This window comes from Heyndrickxia sp. FSL W8-0496 (assembly GCF_038007825.1).
GTDB classification, from domain to species: Bacteria; Bacillota; Bacilli; order Bacillales; family Bacillaceae_C; genus Heyndrickxia; species Heyndrickxia oleronia.
The window spans coordinates 1,977,274-1,998,675 of the sequence record NZ_JBBOXX010000001.1 but is presented as its reverse complement, the minus strand read 5'-3'; the positions used below and the strand labels follow the sequence as shown (position 1 = coordinate 1,998,675).

The 21,402-nt window shown below is 34.9% G+C and carries 19 protein-coding genes, 1 pseudogene and 1 other annotated feature; of the genes and pseudogenes, 6 read left to right on the top strand and 14 right to left on the bottom strand.

Annotated features, from left to right (window positions below):
- Nucleotides 1-101: 101 nt before the first annotated feature.
- Nucleotides 102-944: an aldo/keto reductase gene (locus NST63_RS10055; protein ID WP_341041997.1), complete on the bottom strand. Its 843-nt coding sequence runs from the start codon at nt 942-944 to the stop codon at nt 102-104.
- Nucleotides 945-1,979: 1,035 nt separating this feature from the next.
- Between NST63_RS10055 and cyoE the strand changes: the two genes are divergently transcribed.
- Complete coding sequence (gene cyoE / locus NST63_RS10050; protein WP_212943017.1) at nt 1,980-2,918, top strand: heme o synthase; 939 nt, start codon at nt 1,980-1,982, stop codon at nt 2,916-2,918.
- Nucleotides 2,919-3,242: 324 nt separating this feature from the next.
- Here the strand turns inward: cyoE and NST63_RS10045 are convergent, their stop codons facing one another.
- Nucleotides 3,243-3,737, bottom strand: a complete 495-nt coding sequence (locus NST63_RS10045; RefSeq protein ID WP_212943018.1) for a hypothetical protein — start codon at nt 3,735-3,737, stop codon at nt 3,243-3,245.
- A gap of 328 nt (nt 3,738-4,065) precedes the next feature.
- Between NST63_RS10045 and NST63_RS10040 the strand changes: the two genes are divergently transcribed.
- A complete protein-coding gene (locus NST63_RS10040) occupies nt 4,066-4,449 on the top strand; it encodes a hypothetical protein (protein WP_341041996.1) in 384 nt (127 codons plus the stop codon).
- A gap of 252 nt (nt 4,450-4,701) precedes the next feature.
- Here the strand turns inward: NST63_RS10040 and NST63_RS10035 are convergent, their stop codons facing one another.
- The 6 genes and pseudogenes from NST63_RS10035 to NST63_RS10010 form a co-directional block, all read right to left on the bottom strand.
- Nucleotides 4,702-5,553 (bottom strand): MBL fold metallo-hydrolase, encoded by an 852-nt coding sequence (locus NST63_RS10035; protein ID WP_341041995.1) that lies wholly within the window; start codon nt 5,551-5,553, stop codon nt 4,702-4,704.
- A 102-nt stretch (nt 5,554-5,655) separates the two neighbouring features.
- On the bottom strand, nt 5,656-6,360 hold the full coding sequence (locus NST63_RS10030) for a GNAT family N-acetyltransferase (RefSeq protein ID WP_341041994.1): 705 nt from the start codon (nt 6,358-6,360) through the stop codon (nt 5,656-5,658).
- 12 nt (nt 6,361-6,372) lie between these two features.
- Nucleotides 6,373-6,771, bottom strand: a pseudogene (locus tag NST63_RS10025) (enolase C-terminal domain-like protein); the annotation flags it as partial.
- The gene (locus NST63_RS10020; RefSeq protein ID WP_341041993.1) at nt 6,772-7,869 is read right to left on the bottom strand and encodes an amidohydrolase; all 1,098 of its coding nucleotides are present in this window, start codon (nt 7,867-7,869) and stop codon (nt 6,772-6,774) included.
- 40 nt (nt 7,870-7,909) lie between these two features.
- Nucleotides 7,910-8,707, bottom strand: coding sequence for an SDR family NAD(P)-dependent oxidoreductase (locus tag NST63_RS10015; RefSeq protein ID WP_341041992.1), 798 nt, complete (start codon nt 8,705-8,707; stop codon nt 7,910-7,912).
- A gap of 11 nt (nt 8,708-8,718) precedes the next feature.
- Complete coding sequence (locus NST63_RS10010; protein ID WP_341041991.1) at nt 8,719-9,684, bottom strand: MBL fold metallo-hydrolase; 966 nt, start codon at nt 9,682-9,684, stop codon at nt 8,719-8,721.
- A gap of 173 nt (nt 9,685-9,857) precedes the next feature.
- Nucleotides 9,858-10,074: a binding site (T-box leader), on the top strand.
- Between the two features lie 169 nt (nt 10,075-10,243).
- Between NST63_RS10010 and proC the strand changes: the two genes are divergently transcribed.
- Together proC and namA are read left to right on the top strand one after the other, a co-directional pair.
- Nucleotides 10,244-11,059 carry a pyrroline-5-carboxylate reductase gene (gene proC / locus NST63_RS10005; protein WP_212943030.1) on the top strand — a complete coding sequence of 272 codons (816 nt, stop codon included), beginning with the start codon at nt 10,244-10,246 and terminating at the stop codon, nt 11,057-11,059.
- A gap of 334 nt (nt 11,060-11,393) precedes the next feature.
- A complete protein-coding gene (gene namA, locus NST63_RS10000; protein ID WP_212943031.1) occupies nt 11,394-12,413 on the top strand; it encodes an NADPH dehydrogenase NamA in 1,020 nt (339 codons plus the stop codon).
- Between the two features lie 249 nt (nt 12,414-12,662).
- Here namA and rnz read toward each other — a convergent pair whose 3' ends face one another.
- Nucleotides 12,663-13,577 (bottom strand): ribonuclease Z, encoded by a 915-nt coding sequence (rnz, locus tag NST63_RS09995; protein WP_341041990.1) that lies wholly within the window; start codon nt 13,575-13,577, stop codon nt 12,663-12,665.
- Nucleotides 13,578-13,809: 232 nt separating this feature from the next.
- Here rnz and zwf point away from each other — a divergent pair, with 232 nt between their 5' ends.
- Both zwf and NST63_RS09985 read left to right on the top strand, forming a co-directional pair.
- The gene (gene zwf, locus NST63_RS09990; protein WP_212943033.1) at nt 13,810-15,315 is read left to right on the top strand and encodes a glucose-6-phosphate dehydrogenase; all 1,506 of its coding nucleotides are present in this window, start codon (nt 13,810-13,812) and stop codon (nt 15,313-15,315) included.
- 294 nt (nt 15,316-15,609) lie between these two features.
- Nucleotides 15,610-16,062: a YueI family protein gene (locus tag NST63_RS09985; protein ID WP_212943034.1), complete on the top strand. Its 453-nt coding sequence runs from the start codon at nt 15,610-15,612 to the stop codon at nt 16,060-16,062.
- Between the two features lie 8 nt (nt 16,063-16,070).
- Here NST63_RS09985 and NST63_RS09980 read toward each other — a convergent pair whose 3' ends face one another.
- The 5 genes from NST63_RS09980 to NST63_RS09960 form a co-directional block, all read right to left on the bottom strand.
- Complete coding sequence (locus NST63_RS09980) at nt 16,071-17,273, bottom strand: DNA polymerase IV (protein ID WP_341041989.1); 1,203 nt, start codon at nt 17,271-17,273, stop codon at nt 16,071-16,073.
- 45 nt (nt 17,274-17,318) lie between these two features.
- Nucleotides 17,319-17,795 (bottom strand): chemotaxis protein CheW, encoded by a 477-nt coding sequence (locus NST63_RS09975; protein ID WP_212943037.1) that lies wholly within the window; start codon nt 17,793-17,795, stop codon nt 17,319-17,321.
- Between the two features lie 60 nt (nt 17,796-17,855).
- Nucleotides 17,856-18,977 carry a tripeptidase T gene (locus tag NST63_RS09970; RefSeq protein ID WP_212943039.1) on the bottom strand — a complete coding sequence of 374 codons (1,122 nt, stop codon included), beginning with the start codon at nt 18,975-18,977 and terminating at the stop codon, nt 17,856-17,858.
- A 141-nt stretch (nt 18,978-19,118) separates the two neighbouring features.
- Nucleotides 19,119-19,646, bottom strand: coding sequence for a hypothetical protein (locus NST63_RS09965; RefSeq protein WP_341041988.1), 528 nt, complete (start codon nt 19,644-19,646; stop codon nt 19,119-19,121).
- A 191-nt stretch (nt 19,647-19,837) separates the two neighbouring features.
- Nucleotides 19,838-21,388, bottom strand: coding sequence for an acyl-CoA carboxylase subunit beta (locus NST63_RS09960; protein ID WP_341041986.1), 1,551 nt, complete (start codon nt 21,386-21,388; stop codon nt 19,838-19,840).
- Nucleotides 21,389-21,402: the final 14 nt, after the last annotated feature.

Genomic DNA, 21,402 nt, shown 5'->3' with positions numbered 1-21,402 from the left:
ACGATTCTTCTACCTTAAAAAGAAAGTCACCTTTTAAAAGGTGACTTTCTTTATTAAAATACTGTGACTTACTTGGGCTTACAGGTGAAAGATAAGATTCATTAGAAATTAAAATTATCAGGATCTGGACCTACTCGATGATTTTGATTTAAATCATCAATACGTTCCATATCTTCTTTGGTTAACTCCAAGTCAAATACATTTGCATTTTCTATAATTCGATGCTCTTTTGTTGATTTTGGAATAGTTACTACTCCGTTTTGTAGGTCCCAACGTAAGATGACTTGAGCAACGGACTTGTTATATTTAGTAGCAATTTCAGCTAGAACTTCATTATCTAATAATTGCCCTTGCATTAATGGTGACCACGCTTCTAATTGAATACCATGTTCTTGACAGAACGTTTGAACTTCCTTTTGAGTTAATCGTGGATGATACTCTACTTGATTCACCATCGGTTTAATTTCCGCATCTTTCATCAATTCTTCAAGATGATGTGTTTGGAAATTACTTACCCCAATAGCTTTAATTTTTCCTGCTTTGTAAAGAGTCTCTAATGCTCTCCATGCCTCTTTATATTTCCCTTCTACTGGCCAATGGATAAGATACAAATCAAGATAGTCTAGCCCAAGTTTTTTTAAGCTTGTTTCATAGGCTTGAATAGTAGACTCATATCCTAAGTCAGCATTCCAAACTTTAGAAGTCACGAACAAATCTTCTCTTGTGATTCCTGCTTCTTGAATTCCTTCACGAATACCTTGTCCAACGCCTTCTTCATTTCCATAGATAGCTGCTGTGTCAATACTACGATAGCCATTCTTAATAGCTGCTCTTACCGCATGAACCAACTCAGGTCCTTCTTCCACTTTAAATACTCCTATACCAAACCAAGGCATTTTTACTCCGTTATGCAAAGTAGTTGTATCCTGTAAATTTTTAACCATTCCTTTTACCTCCAAGATTCTTGATATTATTTATTATTCGAATGCTTACGCTTTTAAAATGTCCGACTTTTTGTAGGAATTACTCTATCTGCTCCCGTTATACCACTTTGTTCCCAATTTTCTAGAATTTTGTATCACGAAAAACCATGAGATCTTAATCCAATTAAGTAAATTAGATGTTAATTGAGAAGGCAGTGGACCCACTTATCATTTTTATCTTGATCAAATGTATTCTATTCATCAATGGTAAACTGAGCCATTCCATCTACGTTCCTTTCTAGTCATGATGTAAATTCTCCTTGAACAGGAACTTCAAAAAGTCTAGTAGAAAGTGTCCGCAAGAAGTATTATAAGCAATGTGTTTTATAAAAGTAAGTACGCACTTCAAAGTTATATAAGAACCCGAAAGTAACATAGTTACTTTTTGGTGCCTATAAATTTTAATTTGAAGAATAATTATCTACTTAAAAGGATCATATTTTGGTTGAAGCTATACCCGAGGTTATTGGTAGGAAATGGAAGTATGTATTTTTTTTATTTGACACATGGTAAAATGCGGACAATTTAATTTAAACGACTTGTGCCTGCCATCTCATAGAAAGTGTTAACCTAACAATGAGGTGAATGAAAACAGAATGGAATAATTGAATTATATATAAAAAAGCTTCTGCAAAATTCTAAGTCTAGAAAGAAGATTCCCAGGAAGGTGTAACAAGGGAAAAACTATTTTTACTAAAACTAAGGAACCAAGGCTACCTATAAGATGATTTTGACATGCAATCCTCCCCTGTTAATAAAGAGGATTATGAGAAATTATATAGGCTTATTATAGAAGAAACAAAAAAAGACCCTACAGGTACCTCCATAAGTTCATTAATAATGCTGTTTATGAATATTTAACAGGAAATGAAACCCACTTTCATATACTTCGCAGATTGTTCATAACTGAACATGCTTTTCATGCTTGAATTATGATAAACTGGTAAAGAACAGTTAGAGAATAGATTAACCTGATATATAGGAAAGAGGGTAAACATGCGAAGTGATGTAAAAATCGAGAAAGGTATTCAACATACCTCTTCAACGATTCAAAAACAGGCTTTGTCAAAAGTTTTGGCAGAAACCGTAAAAACAGGCATAATTAAATCAAATTTAATGGCGATGCTTGCTGGATTAGCATTAGCTTTATATACAAATCATATTAGACCCTTTGAAAAGCTACCTGAAATTATACTAGCAATCATTGGATCAGCTTTAGTTATAGGTGCAGCAGGTGTTTTTAATAATTTATATGATCGTGACATCGATTCCATTATGAATCGGACTAAAAATCGCCCAACTGTAACAGGTGCGATTCAACCAAAAACTGCACTCTTATTAGGTATCTTCATGGCACTAGTTGGACTCATTGCACTATTTTTCACTACTCCACTAGCAGCATTTTTTGGTTTTCTAGGCTTATTTTTCTATGTCATTCCATATACTATGTGGTCAAAGCGTAGAACCATTTATAATACGGAAATTGGAAGCATTTCAGGAGCGATGCCTCCGCTAATCGGATGGGCCGCCATTACTTCTGATATGATGCATCCCGCACTATTTGGAATTTTTGCGGTCATGGTCCTTTGGCAAATGCCACATTTTTATGCGATTGCTATTCGAAAGCATGATGATTATAAAGCAGCGAATGTACCGATGCTACCAGTAGTAAAAGGATTTAAACGTACATTCGTGCAAACAAATATATATTTAATTGCATTGATTGCAGCAAGCTTCCTATTTATTACTTTCAGTCTTAGCATTACAATTGTCGCGCTAGTATTAAGTGTAGCATGGTTCATCTTAAGTATTATGAGTTACAAAAAAATGGGTCCTGAAAAATGGGCAAAAACAATGTTTATATTTTCACTCAATCATTTAACCATTTTATTTGCAATTATCATTGTCTACTCTATTATCCGGACATATATTTAATAGATCTTGGACCGATCACAGAATATCATAGATCGGTCCTATTTTTTTATTTCAAATTCAAAACAATTTTTCCCCCTTCATACCGATCTTATATATTTTTCCTAATTGATTCATGTTGACATTCATTGTATTGCTTTTCCCCCACCATATCGGATACCTAGGGCCCAATAATTCATTCCTTTATGAGAAGAGTTCATCATCCTCATCATAATTAAGACTAAGATGCCATTAGGATTTTAAAACTGTTCAATTAACTTGTTTAGTACATCCATGTTTATGCGCTTTGCTCTTAGTTTATTGACTTTCAAATTCTCTAAAGATTTTTCAATGTTTTATATCTTTCATATCAAAAGTTATTTTTTCATTACCATCAATAATGACGATATTCGTTAATTTAGTTGATATATTTTTATCTACTTTAAAAACAAAGTTTTTTGGTTTTGCATCAGCGGTACATTCCCCATCCTTTGTAGATAACATAATATTCATCATTGAAGAATCAATTCTAATTTCTTTAATATTTGTAGGGCAACTCCCACTTTCAGTTAGCCCCAAAAAATATATGTCATATTTTGCAAAATCGATTTCTGGTAGATTTTTATCTTTGTTATATTCCTTCCAGATTTTTTTGTTCTCATTTTTCGTACTAGCTATTTGCATCAAAAAATGGTTTTCACCTCTATTAAATCCTTCAGGTAAACTTTGTTCACTTGACAACAAGTAATCCTTAATTGAAATATTATGATCAGAGGGTTTTACACAAGCATTCAAAAAAATTAACGAAGCAAATATTAGAGCAAAGAAAAATTTGTTCTTCATTTTAGCTCCCTTCTACTCACCAATTATTATTACTAGACGTTTTCATTGGTTAAATGTTTCATAATGAACCCCAATGATGTTATTATAATAGACGGAATATTCAATAAGCTCCCCCGAAGAAGTACCTTGATATTTTTCAGATTATTGCAACTTCGGCCGTTTAAAAACTGAATTTCTACAAAACAAGTATGTCATTAGATTTCAACTATCACGATTACAAAGGAGTTGCTTTTATTTGATCAGGACAAAAACATTTAGAGAGAGTATGAAACTTTATGACAAGGATGGACGTAAAAATTAGAAGTATATAATTTAGGAGGTGGGTTGAATGAATTTTCTGAAAGCCAACTATTTTGATTTTATTTTTTATATTGTCTTTAGTCTAGCGCTCTGTTATGACTATTTTCCAACTCTCTTTCCTTCAACACCTTTTCAAAAATGGATATTCTTTTTTGCCATTCTCATTTTATTCGTTATAGGGCTAATAAAGGACCAAATAAAAAATTCATCCGAACAAAATGTCTTTCCTGCACAATTATTTTTTCACATTTTTTCAATCGCCTTTATTGGAGCTTTAACATTTTTAGGTGGGGAATCTCATTCTGGAATCTCGCTCACGAATCCCATTTTATGGATTGTATTTACCGTTTCTTTTATCCAAATATTTCTTCAAAGGAAAAAAAGCAAGAGAAGGCGATTTGATACATTGTAAAACAATATAAATTAGACCGTTTTCTTTTTTATCATGGGCTGTTTTCGTAAAGTTTGTTGCTTTTATAAAAGCCTTAGTGGCTTTTATACCTTTACACCCAATAAAGGATTTAACAATTCTTTTGGAAATTGCCGCTCTTTTCTCAGTGAAAGGATAGATGTAGCAGTTTTTAGCCGATAGTTAATCGTTAAAACTTTACTTAAATAGCAACAATGTTTGAGATAAGAGCCTTTCATGCCTCTCTTCGTTTTTCTATAAGGAATAACCATTCACAAAAAAGCGAATAGTTTCTAACTCATCTTCATTTAATTGCCTTTTAATTATCTGCGACAATTCTTGAATGATTGAAGGTTCATTTCCAGCATATTTTTCAGTAAGGATTGCTGTGTTTTTTAATAGACTGAGCTGGGAACTAAACTGATTTTTCGTTAATGGCTCAGGTGTATGAGATTGAAAAATTATTTCTGCATCATATTTTTCAAGTTTGTCCAATAACTGGAGAGTTTCCTCTACCGTATAATTCCATTTCTCAGAATAAAGATTTGCATACATACAGTCCCCAAGAAAAAGCACTTTTTCCTCTGGGATATAAACGATACTAGAATCTGATGAATGATCCCCTCCAATATGTTCGATGAAACATGTCACTCCACCAAGGTCAATCGTCAGTTGACAATCAAATGTAATTTCAGGAACTGGAAGGTGAATCACTCGATTATTTCCAAGCTCCTTCTTTATGGCATCTGCACAAAATGGAATTTCGATTCCCTCTTTTACACGCTCATCTAAAAACTCATCCTCCCAAGATAAGAGCTGCATTTCTTCAATCTTTTCCTTAGTCTCAGCATAGCAAATTTTCGGAACAATCATCTCACTCATACCAAACACATGATCCCAATGCCAATGTGTAAGTGCTAAATAATCCCCTTTAATTTGTCTTTCTTCAAGTTGCTTCAAAAACAGCTTCGCGTGATTTTGCGAGTTTCCAGCATCAATTAATAAAGTTCTCTGAGATCCTTTAACCGCAGCCAAAATCGGGCGATCTGTTTCTTGATATGGAGGTAGATATAGGAAGTGGTCAGATATTTTTTGTAGTTTTTGCAAAGTTCATATCCTCCTTAACAATGTATGGATTAAATCATCTATTAACCAAGCTTACTCATCATTATTAGCGTTTTAAAATAAGGTGAACAAGTGATGATCTGTTCATATACCTATTCTACTGTACTCAATCCAGTATTCACCGTTTTGAACTTCCATTCCAGTTCCTTTCCAATTTAATGCTAAAAGCTCTTGCTGGCCATTTATATCTTTAATGTTTAACTTTACCTTTTCATCTAGAGACTTATCACAGGGTTCGTCTATTTTTTTGGTGAAAATATAGCGTAAACGACCACCATATTTTTCCTTTAGAGCAGCAATATGCATACCTTGGGCAAATTTATCTTTTAAACTAGGAATATTATATGGTGCAACAGTACAACAAAGATATGAATAAGCTAATTTCTTCCGTGCTAATTCTTTCATAATAAGTGTAGCTAAAGTTTGCTGCAACCGATTCCCACGATAGGTAGGATGAACATTTGAAATTTCTTGATAGATTACTTTTTTTAAGTTTTCTTCAGCAAGTCCAATATCTAATCCAAGATGTTCCTCATCAATGACTGGTACTAGGAGGGCACGAAAGGCAATCAATTCCTCATCCACAAACGCACCAATCATCAGACCATTTCCATTCAAGATATACGCAAATTCTTCTCTAGATAATGGCTGTAACATATCTCTATCCTCTAAAGCATCAATAACAATTTCTTGTAATTCTAATATCTTTTCTATATGTATTATAGATAACGGAATAACATGAAACGTTTCCTGTCCATTACATAAACTTCCTTCGAAAATTACTTCCATAAATCCACCTCCTTACTGAACTTTGTCCTGAAATACACTTAACTCATTCACAATCTTTTCACTCACATCAATCCCTAGCCCTGATTTTTCGGTCAATCGAATCATTAGAACATCATACTGAAGGGTACCAACATCCTTTGAAAATTTCAAAGGACCGGTTAATTCAACACTAGTAATATTTTTTATAGAAAAAGCAACATGAAATCCAGCAACAGAACCAATGGACGATTCAATCATTGAACCAATTTGACATTCTATTCCTGCGATTTCTGCTTGATGTGCCAGTTTCATCGCTGGATAGATACCACCACATTTCATTCGTTTAATGTTCACTTTGTCTGCAGCTCGTTTTTGAATGATTTCACGCATTTCACGTGTTTCTTTCAAGCCTTTATCTATCATAATAGATAATTATGCTCTCATTATTGTTTCAGCTAAAACACGTGCTCCTATATCTAGTGCCTTATGATTGAATGTCATGTTCGGATGATGCAAGCCTGGTGTCAAGTCAGCACCAATCCCTATCATTGTAGCTTTCACATTTGGATGTTTAATCGTATAAAAATGAAAATCATCGCTTCCCGATGTCACAACTGCTGGTGCAGTCGCTGCATCACCAACTACATGACGAATAGCTTTTTCAGCGATCGATGCCGCTTCCTTTGAAACTTCAGCCCCAGGTGTATAATCCACCCAACGAGCTTCAATATCAACCCCATATAAAGCTTTTAACCCACTTAATCCATTCATCATACGTTCCTGAAGTTCATTGAGTATAGAATTTTTTTGTGCCCGTACATCAATAGCAAACTCTGCAACACCAGGAATTATATTTAAGCTTTCCCCACCTGCTATAATTTTTGTTAATTTCGTTGAATACGATTCAAACGGTGAAATGTATATAGACTTCAAGAATTGATGCAACCCAACAACTACATCCAAAGCATTTTTTCCTTGATGCGGCCGAGCTCCATGTGCATCTTCACCAATTATTTTCCCTTCTAAAAATACCCCTGCCCCATGATGAATGGATGGTGCTACTAATCCAAATGGAAGCTCTTCAATCGGTCGTAAGTGAATACCAAATAAATAGTTCACCTGATCCATAGCCCCACGCTCAATCATTGCTAGTGCTCCATTCCCTTTTTCTTCAGCTGGCTGAAAAATAAAACGAACTCTTTTATTTAAGGTCTGATCTTTCAAATAAAGAAGTGCACCAAGGACCATTGTAATATTTGCGTCATGTCCACATGAGTGGTTGGCTTGCATGACCCCATTCACCTCTTGCCATAGTGCATCCATATCGGCTCTGACAGCAATTACTTCGTCCCCTTCACCTATTTCAGCAAATAAGCCTGTCACATCTGAAAAACGTCGACACGATATACCCACTTCATCTAAAATTTCGGCAATCTTATTTGTTGTATTAACCTCATTCCAACTCACTTCCGGGTGTGTGTGAAAATGATCAAACCATTTTAATATTTGTGTTTCTATATTGGCCATCATCTTTTTAACCTCCGACTATAAACATATGAATATAGTTTTTCTATTTTTTAAAAAAGGCCTTTCTTCCTACCCTTTCTACTAAACGTGGAAAAAGTGTATAGATGATGCTCCCTGCATTCATCCATTTTGGAGCATTAATTTCTCTCTTGTTTGTTAGCATACTATCCACAATTTGATTCGCTAATTTTTCCGGATTTAACATAAATCGTTCTACATTTTTAACATACGTACCTGACTGATCTGCAATTGAAAAAAAATTGGTTGCGATCGGACCAGGATTCACTGTTGTTACAAACACATCAAAAAGGGATAATTCCATGCGTATACTATTTGAATATCCAAGTACTGCATGCTTAGTTGCAGCATATATACTCGACTTGGGAGTAGCCATTTTTCCTGCCTGAGATGCGATATTGATGATATGTCCATACCTTTTTTTCATCATTTGAGACATCACCTCTTTGGTACATGCCATCAATCCAATTACATTTACGTCAAACATCCCTTTAATATGGCCAATGGAAACTGTATGTGCTTCTTCAAAAATTCCATATCCTGCATTATTAACTAGTACATCAATGTCTCCATTTTCCTCGGTGATTCTTTGAAATACTTTTGAGATTTGTTCATGATTTGAAACATCTAAATAATGGACGTCACATCGGACCCTGTACTTTTTATCTATTTCTTGTTTTATTCCTTCTAGCCTTTTTATATTTCTAGCAAGTAAAATCACATTGGCGCCATTTTTAGCAGAAGAAAAGGCAATTTGTTCACCTAATCCCCCTGAAGCACCAGTAATTACAATTGTTTTATTTCGTAGCCGTTGATTGGCCATCCTTCCCACTCCTATACTGCTGTAAAATAAGCCACACCATTTTCATTTACATGCTTTTCAACTGCCTCGATGGATAATAAAAAATCTATTTGTGCGGTTGTTTCTGATAATGTTAATCCTAATTCCTTCTGATAAACGGCTGGAAATAGCTGCTTACAAATCTCGTATGTTGTTAATGCTTGATTATGAAGCATTTCCCTTACTTGCATCGCGCGATCATATTGTCTTTGCAGCCTTCTTTCCACTAGGGCGTGTACATGATTAATTTCTGTACCATGACCAGTAAAAACCTTGTTAATTTCATATTTAAATAGCTTTTTTAAGGAAGCATTATATTGTAGCTGTGGTTTTGGACGCTCATTCTTTTTAAGTAATGGAGGTTCTAATAATGGATTAGATGAAATTGTCGCAAGAACATGATCTCCACCAATGAATATTCCATCCTTTGGGCGGTAAAAGGACAAATGGCTCTGAGCGTGTCCAAGAGTTTCTACGATTATCCAATCATTCAATCCCTCTATTTTATCACCTTCATTTATAGCATTTGTTAATGGGCGCTTAGAAGAGAATTTTAATGGTGATTTCCACTTTTTCAAAAGTGGGCTAAACTCACCTACGATACCAAACTCATGGAAAATCCTATAATAAAATTGATCATGGGCAATAAAAAAGTCTTTGTCCATTTTTAGAAAGGGCTCACAATAGGGGTGTCCTAAAACTTTTACATGATCTGGCAACCATTCTAACAAACCGACATGGTCAGGGTGATGATGGGTTAAAATTACTTGTTCGATATCATTAGGTGCATAACCCAATTGGGCTAATTGTTTAGTAAATGCTTCCCATGCTTCCTTTGTTTTTACCCCCGCATCAATAAGGGATAAAGCCTCCCCTTTCACTAAATAAACATTCACATCTCCTACAGCAAAAGGTGTCGGTAAAATAATCTTTGCAATATTTCCAATCCAAGAAGCCATTTCTCTCCATCCCCTTAATCCTATATTTCTATAATTTCTAAAAAGTTATTTATATATATTGTACCTAGTTTTATAAAGGATGTCATTATATCGATATAAATAAAACAGAAAATTTAAATAAATCACTTGACAAACAAGCACGCTCTTCTGCATAATCGATATAATTTAATGATTCATCGGCAATGAACAAGACTATTAGATGAAAAATGATGAAAGAGAGTGAGGTCCACTGGCTGAAAGTCTTCACCATCCACTTTTTCATTGAACCTACCTTGTGAGCTTATTGGTAAACCAATACGTTTCCCGACGTTACCGGTTCAAGATAAATGTAGAAGGAACAACTCTGCATTTAATAAAGGTGGTACCGCGAATCAACCCTTCGTCCTTTTTTGGATGAAGGGTTTTTTATTTATCTTTTTCTTTACTGCAAAAGTAGAGGCTGGAGATTCTGCCGCTAAACAAGCTGCAATGACAACTTTATTTCATTAACTTAAAACATTAAAAATGGGAATTTTACTAAAGAGGACTTTATTTATTCATATGAGAAGGAGGAAATACGATGAAAATTTCATTTATTGGTGCAGGATCCATGGCTGAAGCGATGATTAGTGGAATCATAAAGAAGAAATTGATTGATCAAAAAGATATTTTTGTAACCAATCGTTCCGATGATATTAAATTATCCACATTGCATGATAAATACGGGGTGCAAATAACCTATAAACTGGATGAACTCCTTAATGATGTAGACATTATTGTATTAGCCGTGAAACCAAAAGATGCCGATGAAGGACTTCAATTGATTCGCCCTTATATTCAGCCTAATACATTAATTTTATCTGTTTTAGCTGGAATTTCAATTTCATATATCCAGTCATTTTTAAATTGCCCAACTATACGTGCAATGCCAAATACTTCTGCCGCTATTGGAAAATCAGCAACAGCTATTGCTCTAAGTCCAGACGTTACAAAAAAACAATTAAATGATACAACAAAGCTTTTATCCGCAATAGGAAATACTACTATCGTTGAGGAAGAAAAGCTTGATGCAATTACCGGCTTATCTGGGAGTGGACCTGCTTATATTTACTATATTGTCGAGGCTATGCAGCAATCCGCAGAAGAAATCGGTCTTGAAGAAACAGTAGCAAAGCAATTGATTATTCAAACACTACTCGGAGCAACAGAAATGCTCAGTGTTTCAGAAAAATCTCCTGCAGATCTAAGAAAGGCAGTCACAAGCCCTGGGGGAACAACGGAGGCAGGAATACGGGTTCTTGAGAATAATCAAGTAAAGGAAGCATTCATACATTGTATTAAAGAAGCTACTTTACAATCTAGAAGACTTTCCAGAACAAGGAAAATAAAGCAATGATAACTTTGAATCATTCTATTGCATTTTTTTAGGCTCTTTTCTCAAAGATTGTTGCTATTTAAGGAAAGTTTTAAGGAATAACTATTCGCTGAATACTGCTACATCTATCCTTTCACTGAGAAAAGAGCGGCAATTTCCATGAGAATCGCTGAATCCTTTATTGGGTGTAAAAGCAGGCACTTTGGCCTTAACAATAGCAACAAACTATACGAAAATAGCCTTTATTTATTATCATTGAAGACAAATGTCCTCCCATATGCCTTCCCAAGCAAGTTTCTTTCCTCAACCACTAGCTATTGCTATAATTTTTATTAATCTTTGAGGAGGGAAAGAAATGACTGTAAAATTATTTGAACCATACACACTTAAAAATATTACCATCAAAAATAGAATCATCATGTCACCAATGTGCATGTACTCATGTGAAGCTGAAGATGGGAAAGTAACCGATTGGCATCGAACTCACTATACAAGTCGGGCCGTAGGGCAGGTAGGAATGATTATTCTTGAAGCTACCGCTGTCACACCACAAGGCAGAATTAGCCCTCAAGATTTAGGAATTTGGAATGATGACCATATTGAAGGATTATCAGAATTAGTCAAACTTATTAAGTCACATGGTTCTGTCGCTGGAATTCAAATTGCGCATGCAGGTAGAAAAGCCGAACTAGAAGGAGAAATTATTGCCCCTTCCGCTATTGCTTTTGATAATAAAAGTAAAACACCGAAGGAAATGTCTAAATCGGATATAGAAGAAACGATTGAGGCATTTAAACAAGGCGTTTTACGTGCAAAAAAAGCTGGTTTCGAAGTAATTGAATTACATGGGGCACATGGTTACTTAATCAATGAATTTTTATCTCCACTTTCGAACAAGCGAACCGATGAATATGGAGGTTCAGCTGAAAATCGCTATCGTTTTTTACGAGACATCATTGAAGCTGTGAAAACAGTATGGGAAGGACCGCTTATGGTTCGAGTATCTGCTAATGACTATCATGCTGAAGGATTAACTCCAGAGGATTATGTTCAATTCGGTATATGGATGAAGGAACAAGGAGTAGATCTTATTGATGTAAGCTCAGGTGCCGTTGTTCCAGCAAGAATCTCTGTTTATCCAAGCTATCAAGTACCATTTGCACAGGAAATTAAACAAGGCGTAAACATCGATACTGGAGCAGTAGGGCTAATTACATCTCCGCTACAAGCAGAGGAAATTCTCCAAAATGACCGTGCTGATTTAATCTTATTAGGACGTGAATTATTAAGAGATCCTTATTGGCCAAGAAAAGCCGCAAAAGAGCTTGGTGTTACGATAGAAAGCCCCGTACAGTATGAACGTGGATGGAAATAAGAAAAGATTGTTGTTTAGCATAATTTTTGTAAAATAATATTGAAAAGCAACAAATTATAAGAAAAGTATTTTTTTAAATGCCAAAGTACCTCAGAACTTTTGTCTGAGGTACTTTTTTTGATAGCTGTTTCTCGTGAATTTCGCTGATACACATTTTTCTGCATTTCGCTCTGTTATCTGTTTCAAAACCTCTAGTTGACCCACATATTGTCTATTTTAGCCTTCTAGACGATATGATATTTCGCTCATTTAGATAGATACTTCCATAAAATCATGTGCTATCACTGTTTGAGGGAAAATCGTTTTTGCTTCCTCAATTAATTGTTGCCAATCTCCTTTACCATATCTTGAGCTAATATGTGTTAAGCATAAATTTTTCACATTGGCCTTATAGGCGACCTTAGCAGCCTGAATAGTTGTTGAGTGAAAATAATTATGAGCCATTTCTTCACTATCCCCTGCGAATGTCGCTTCATGAATCAAGAGATCAGCCTGTTGCGCAAGACGAATTGCATTTTCACATGGTCTTGTGTCTCCTAGTATTGTGACTATCTTACCTTTTTGATTCGGGCCAACATAGTCTTTTCCATGGATCAATCGTCCATCCTCTAGATAAACGCTTTCCCCATTTTTTAATTTGGCATAAATAGGTCCTGGAGGAATCCCATCTTCTTTTAGCTTAACAGCATCTAAGGTTCCTATCCGATCCTTTTCAGTGATTCGATAGCCATAACTATGTACAGCATGGTCCAATGTAGCCGCCTCAACGACAAACTGATCATCTTCAAATATAATGCCATCACTTATTTCCTCAATTATTAATGGGTATTGTAAATGGGTTTCACTCACCCTTAAGGACACTTCAATAAAATTTTTGATTCCTTTTGGACCATAAATGGTTAAGGTTGTGTCCCCCCCTTGGAAAGATCGACTTCCTAATAAACCTGGAAGGCCAAAAATATGATCACCATGTAAATGGGTAATAAAAATCTTTTCCAATTTTCTCGGTTTTAATGATGTATGTAAAATTTGATGTTGCGTCGCCTCTCCACAATCAAATAACCATATTGATTTTCTTTCTTCTAACAATTTTAAAGCAATCGATGTAACATTACGTAACTTCGCTGGTATTCCTGCACCAGTTCCTAAAAATAAAATATCCAAGAGAGTCCCTCCCAAAAACAACTATTTATTTATATTATCATATCTTTCATAAAATAGTCTTTAGTGCGTTAATTGCATATCAGTTGCTAATTCATATAAGAATGGAGTAAATTTAATACTTGGATGCACGAGAAAAAAGTAACACAATAAAAAATTTATGATTCTTTACTATTAACAACAAGTTATTGGTATCCTATAAACTAGAATGCAAAAAAGGAGAGAATGAACCACGATGACAACAAACGAAACACATACATCATTAATTATGATTTTTGGTGCAACAGGTGATTTAGCAAAGAGAAAACTATACCCTTCCCTTTTTCATTTATATAGAAAAGGCAAACTGGCTGATAAATTCGCGATTATCGGAACGGCTAGAAGCCCGTGGACACATGAGGAATTTCGTGCAAATGTTAAGGATTCCGTATTAACAGCACTAGGTTCCAATGAACAAATTGATGATTTTGCTTCTCATTTCTATTATCAACCACATGATGTAACTGATTCTGAGTCTTACATAAAATTACGTAATTTAGCAGGAGAACTTGATTCCAAATATGAACTACAAGGAAATAGAATTTTCTATTTAGCAATGGCCCCTGAGTTCTTTGGAACAATTGCAGATCATTTAAAATCAGACGGTCTAACGGAAACAGAAGGGTTCAAACGCTTAGTAATTGAAAAACCGTTTGGACATGATTTAGAATCTGCAGAAAAACTAAATGCACAGATCAGACAATCATTTGCCGAAGAAGAAATTTATCGTATCGATCATTACCTTGGCAAAGCAATGGTACAGAATATTGAAGTCATTCGATTTGCTAATGCTTTCTTTGAACCATTATGGAATCATCGTTATATTTCAAATATCCAGATCACTTCTAGCGAAAAACTCGGTGTTGAAGAACGAGCAAGATATTATGAAAAAAGTGGTGCCTTAAGGGATATGGTACAAAACCATATGCTACAGATGGTAGCGTTATTAGCGATGGAGCCCCCTATTCGCTTATCTACGGATGAAATACGTAGTGAAAAAGTTAAAGTCTTCCGTGCATTGCGTCCAATTGAAGGAGAGGAAGTAAATAACTATTTTGTACGAGGACAATATGGACCTGGTTCCATTGATGGTGAAAAGGTTGAAGGATATCGAAACGAATTAAATGTAGATCCTCAATCAAATACAGAAACATTTGTAGCTGGTAAGTTGATGATTGATAACTTCAGATGGGCAGGTGTCCCGTTCTATATCCGTACAGGAAAACGAATGACAGCAAAATCAACCAAAATTGTTGTCCAATTTAAAGACATACCAATGAATCTTTACAAAAATAATCATGATCAGTTAAATCCAAACTTGCTTGTTATTCATATTCAACCTGATGAAGGAATTACTCTACACCTAAACGCTAAAAAATCAGGTCAGAATATGCAAACCAATCCTGTCAAATTGAATTTTTCAAATGAAGGATCAAATGGAATTAATACTCCTGAGGCATATGAAAAACTCCTCTATGATTGCTTACAGGGAGATGCAACAAACTTTACTCATTGGGATGAAGTAGCCTTATCATGGAGATTTGTAGATAAGATTTCAGAGGTTTGGGAAAATACAACATCTAGTACTTTCCCTAACTATTCTTCCGGTTCTATGGGACCAGACGATGCAGATAAACTTGTCGAAAAAGATGGATTTTTCTGGTGGAACGTAACTGATCTCGATGTAGACGATTGTAACTAATGATTCTCATTAACTAACCGAACAATCCTTTTAAAAAGTAAGCAAAAGAATCCATTTTGAACAAAAATAATCAAGATGGATTCTTTTTTATCCTATTTCCTCACTGAAGTCCACTATACCTTTCATTTCCCTAAGAAAAAAGTTGCAAACTCCATAAGAATGCTGAATCCTTTAATGGGCTTTTACAAAAGCAATAAACTATACGAAAACACCAATAACTACAATCATTTGTAACAATTTACCTTCAATTGCCTATGTTATAATAAGGATTCTAATATATAGGAGGATTGTGCTTTGTCTAGACAGCCAAATATTGATGATTATTTACAAAAAGGGATGTACGGGGATAAACAAATAAAACCGGATGAAAAGAGGAAATTTCTTGGTACATTTCGTGAGCGAATCATTATTGCCCTAAAAAAAAGCCAAGTAATGGAAAACAAGATTTATTACGAGATTGAGGAAATGATGTTAAAGTATCCAAATTCGAAGCTTTTATTAAATGGAGACATAAATTATCCTTCTCTCTCTAAATATATACAAATTGCAAAAAAACATGGGAATCCTTATTCCATCATTACGAATAAAGATTCTAATACATCGATAGGATTAGTTCTTGCACTTGATTATGCTATAAATATTGAAAATATTTATATCACTAACGAACTGACTCCTAAATCAAAAAAACAGAAAAAAGCAAGCTTTTGGTCCTCTATAAAGAGTACTCTTAATAGAAGAAAAAAATAAAAGGCTTGCTATTTCTTTCTGTCATTGTTTTTTAAACCTTTTAACACTGCATTTTCACCATATTTTTCGCGTAATTGATCAATTGCTTTATATAAAGGTTCTTTAACTGCAGCCTTTTCATAGGAAAACAAATTAAGTTGTTCAACAGCATGTTGCTGATCGACAAGATCTTGCCCTGTAACCCCTAGTAAACGAATCGGGTTGCCATTCCAATGCTTCATAAAAAGTACCTTCGCAGCATTATAAATATCACTGAACTGAATGATAGGATTATTTAGCTTTCGACTTCTTGTTATAGTGCTGCGATTTTTGTATCTTATTGTAATGGATACATTTTTCGTTAAGTAGTTTTTCTTCTTTAAACGTTGGGCAGTTTCTAATGCTAACCTTTCAAGCACTTTTAGAAGCTCTTGTTGATTAGAACAATCCTTCGGTAATGTGGTCGAGCTCCCTACACTTTTAAAGTCATTTGCTGCATTCGGATCAACTATACGCAAATCTACTCCATTTGCACGTTCTTTTAATTTCATACCTCGAATACCAAGTATCTTCTCAAGCTGCTTGTCATCTGAAAAGGCTAAATCCTTAATCGTTTGCAATCCTATATTCATTAATTTCTCTGCAGTTTTTTTTCCAATTCCATGCATTTCAATTAGTGGCAATTTCCAAATCTTTTCAGGTATATCTCTTTTTCTCATAATAGTAATGCCCATTGGTTTCTTCATATCCGATGCCATTTTAGCAAGAAATTTATTTGGAGCTATTCCAATGCTACAAGGTAAATCCAACTCATTTAATAATTGTTTCTGAATTTTAGTAGCAATTTCCAGCGGAGTGCCAAGCTCATAGCTCTCTGTAATATCAATATATCCCTCATCAATCGAAACGGGTTCAACTAAATCAGAATATTGTCTTAAAATATCAAACATCGCACCTGATGCTTCACGATATCGCTCAAAATTCGGTCTTAGTATAATCAATTTAGGACATAATTTCTTTGCTTCCCAAACTGCCATCGTTGTTTTGACACCAAATTTTCTTGCTTCATAGCTACAAGTAACTATAATGCCCTTCCGCTCCTCAGGATTACCTGCAACCGCAATTGGCTTCCCTTTTAATGAGGCATCATAGGCCATTTCAACAGATGCAAAAAAGCTATTCATATCAACATGTAATATGACCCGTCCATTTTTTGGATAGTATTGCTTCATTTGCTCACTTCCTGTTCCATGTAAAAATGCATGTTTTCACATGCATTATATCTCTTGCTGTTTCATATATTCAATAATATCTTTTATTCCTTCTAATGATTGTACTAATAAATTAGGATCAATCATCGTAATTAATCTTGATTCAAGATTAGCAACACTCCGGAAATATTTAGTTCTTTGATAGGCCATTAGACCAATTTGTTTTAAAGATTCTTCTGGAATGTTTAAGATTTCCTTTGCCTCTTTTACGAGTAATCCTATGTGTAGTTCCTCCGTATTTAAAACAATAAGCTTGGATTGATCATTATTCAGTAAAGTAGTTTGATAGAGAACTTGTTCAAAATCGATAACAGGAATAAGTTCCCCTCTTGATTTCACAATTCCTTTTACAAAGTCAGGTAAATTAGGAATTCTTGTTGCATGTTCAAATTTTTCAATGGAAATAACATGATCAACGGAGATTCCATATTCTTCATTTCCAACTTGAAATACAATTGCTTGTTCATTTAGATCCACAATCATAATCCCCCAAACATAATTTCTAAATCAGACCGCCTGTAGCGGCCTGATTCATTTTTATCTTTATGCGCCTGCCACTTCTTCAACAATGGCAACAACCATTTCAGAAAGCTTAACAAGTTCCTCAACTGGCATGCGTTCATTGGTTGTATGAATTTCTTCATAACCTACAGCTAAATTTACTGTTGGAATCCCAAATCCTGCAATGACATTTGCGTCACTACCGCCACCACTTTGCTCCAACTTACTTTCACGTCCAATTTTAGCTGCTGCCTTTTTCGCAATTTCAACGACTAAATCGCCATCAGCAAATTTAAAGCCTGGATACATGACTTGAACATCCACTTCAGCTTTACCACCCATTTCAACTGCTGCTTGTTCGAATGCTTCCTTCATTTTCGCCACCTGTGCTTCCATTTTTTCAGGTACTAGTGAACGTGCCTCTGCTAAAATAGTCACATGGTCACAAACAATATTTGTTGCTTGTCCACCCTCAAAACGTCCGATGTTAGCTGTTGTCTCTTCATCAATTCGACCAAGAGGCATTCTTGAAATTGCTTTAGATGCAATTGTAATTGCTGATACACCTTTTTCAGGGGCAACACCAGCATGTGCTGTTTTCCCAAGAATAGTAGCATTTACTTTTGCTTGTGTAGGTGCAGCAACGACGATATTTCCAACTTTTCCATCACTATCTAAGGCAAATCCGTATTTTGCTTTCACTAAATTTCGATCCAATGCTTTAGCTCCAACTAAACCAGATTCTTCTCCAACAGTAATAATAAATTGAATGGTACCATGTTCAATATTTTCTTCCTTTAATACACGCAACGCTTCAAACATAGCTGCAAGACCTGCTTTGTCATCTGCACCAAGAATAGTGGTTCCATCTGTTACAACATAACCATCTTTAATCGAAGGCTTTACACCATTACCAGGAACGACAGTATCCATATGTGAAGTGAAATAAATGGGATCAACATTCTCCTTTGTACCTTTTAAAGTACAGATCAAATTCCCCGCCCCATGTCCAGTTTGAGACATCGTATCATCTTCAAATACCTCAACACCTAAATCTTTAAATTTTTTCTTTAAGACCTTTGAGATATTTCCTTCATTTTTTGTTTCAGAATCAATTTGTACTAATTCTAAAAATTCATTAAGTAAACGCTCTTGATTAGCCATATGAAAGACCTCCAAAAATGTATGTATTCTTCTCTATATTAGTATATCTCTAAATAAGTGGATGGACAAATAAACATTCTTTCTAGGACATAAAAAAAGGAAAGTCTGCAATATAAATTCACAGCTTTCCTTAATAATAGATTAGTACGGAACTCTCTTACTATTATAAATGACAATACGCTCATTAGATCTGCTTCCATTATGGAAAAACGCAATAATTACAGGTGCAAGAATTAATAAAAAAATGGATGACATGAGTAAAAGAAATGATCCTGTGCGCAATTTTTTCTCTCCGACATTTTCATGGTTTTTTAAAAATTCACTTGTTGCTTTATTTCCTAAAACATCAGCAGAATTAACAATCTGATTATTATCTATATCATAGTAGTAAATTTGCGAATTATCCCAGAAATAAATGTCCCCACGTACTTCCTTAAATGCGACAAAAAGCACTTTCACATTTTTATCTGTTTCTTTCTTATTTTCCATTACAGGAACATTGGTTTCAATTGAGTCAATCACATTTACAGAATGATTATCATAATATGTAACTTCGTCTTTTAACGCTTTATTAATATCTTCAAGCATGGAGCCTTCACCTAGAACTGTTGTACTTGAAAAAGAAACTAAAAGCAGAGTTAAAAATATAAGAAAACCCAGTCGTTTCAATATTATCACCCCTACATATAATAAGTACTTCTACAATATATTCTAGATTAGCCCCCTTTTTTTGAGTAATAAAGCAAAAGCAAGTAATCTGTAAATTATATTCGTTGGAAAAACATACTCATTTTATATCCATACTATGACAAGTTTGAAAGAAATATTCTTGAACTTGAAACATAAAAAGCGTTCTTCGGTTACAACGGTATATTCCCATGTTTTTTATATGGTCTTTCTTCCTTTTTGTTTCTCATCATTTCCAATGCTTGTATCAATTTAATTCTAGTTTCTCGCGGATCAATTACATCATCAACCATACCGCGGGATGCAGCTACATAAGGATTAGCAAATTTCTCTCGATATTCTTCAATTTTTTGTTTTCTTGTTTCCTCAGGATGATCACTGCTATTAATTTCTTTCGCAAATATAATATTGGCAGCTCCCTCTGGACCCATAACGGCAATTTCTGCATTTGGCCATGCATAGACGAGATCTGCACCGATTGATTTACTATTCAGAGCTACATAAGCACCACCAAATGCTTTTCTTAAAATAACGGTAATTTTGGGAACGGTTGCTTCAGAATATGCATACAATATTTTCGCACCATGTCGAATAATACCGCCATGTTCTTGCTTTATTCCAGGGAAAAAGCCGGTTACATCTTCAAATGTAATGATTGGGATATTAAAAGAATCACAGAAACGAATAAAACGTGAGGCTTTATCTGATGAATCAATATCTAAACCACCTGCCATGACCTTGGGCTGATTGCAAACTAGCCCCACTACTTCCCCTTTAATACGTGCTAGTCCAATAACAATATTCTTAGCAAATTCCTTTTGAACCTCAAAAAATGATTGATCATCAACTACTTGTTCAATCACCTTTCTAATATCATACGGTCTAATCGCATCGAAAGGAATCACATCCGTTAAGTCAGGTCGGTAATCATTTGACTCATCAAACGGTTGGATTGGTGCTTTTTCATGATTATTTTGTGGTAAATAAGTCAATAATGTACGCACCATGCTCAACACTTCTTCTTCATTTTGAGCACGAAAATGAGCATTGCCGCTAATCGAGTTGTGCACTTTAGATCCGCCTAAATCTTCTGAGGAAATTTTTTCTCCTGTTACCGTTTCTATTACTTTTGGACCGGTAATGAACATTTGGCTTGTCTCATCTACCATAAAAACGAAATCAGTTATAGCAGGTGAATAAACAGCCCCCCCTGCACATGGACCCATGATAACTGAAATTTGTGGAATGACTCCAGAATAAATCGAATTTCGATAAAAAATATGTCCATACCCATCTAAGGAAACGACGCCCTCTTGTATACGTGCTCCACCAGAATCATTAAGACCGATAAAAGGAGCACCATTTTTTGCTGCCAAATCCATCACATTGGCAATTTTCTCCGCGTGCATTTCTCCAAGTGCACCGCCAAAGACCGTAAAATCTTGTGAAAACAAATAAATTGGACGGCCATTTACTTTAGCATATCCTGTAACAACCCCGTCACCAGGACCTTTAATCTCAGATAAACCAAAATCATGGCTTCGATGCTCAATAAAAGGATTTAATTCGACAAATGTGCCTGGATCGACTAACAAATCAATTCTTTCCCTAGCTGTTAATTTGCCTTTTTGATGTTGTTTCTCGATTTTTTCATCTCCTCCACCGAGCTCGATTTCTCTTTTTTTATCATATAATTCATTGATTTTTTCATATATATCTGTCAATTTCATTCTCTCCC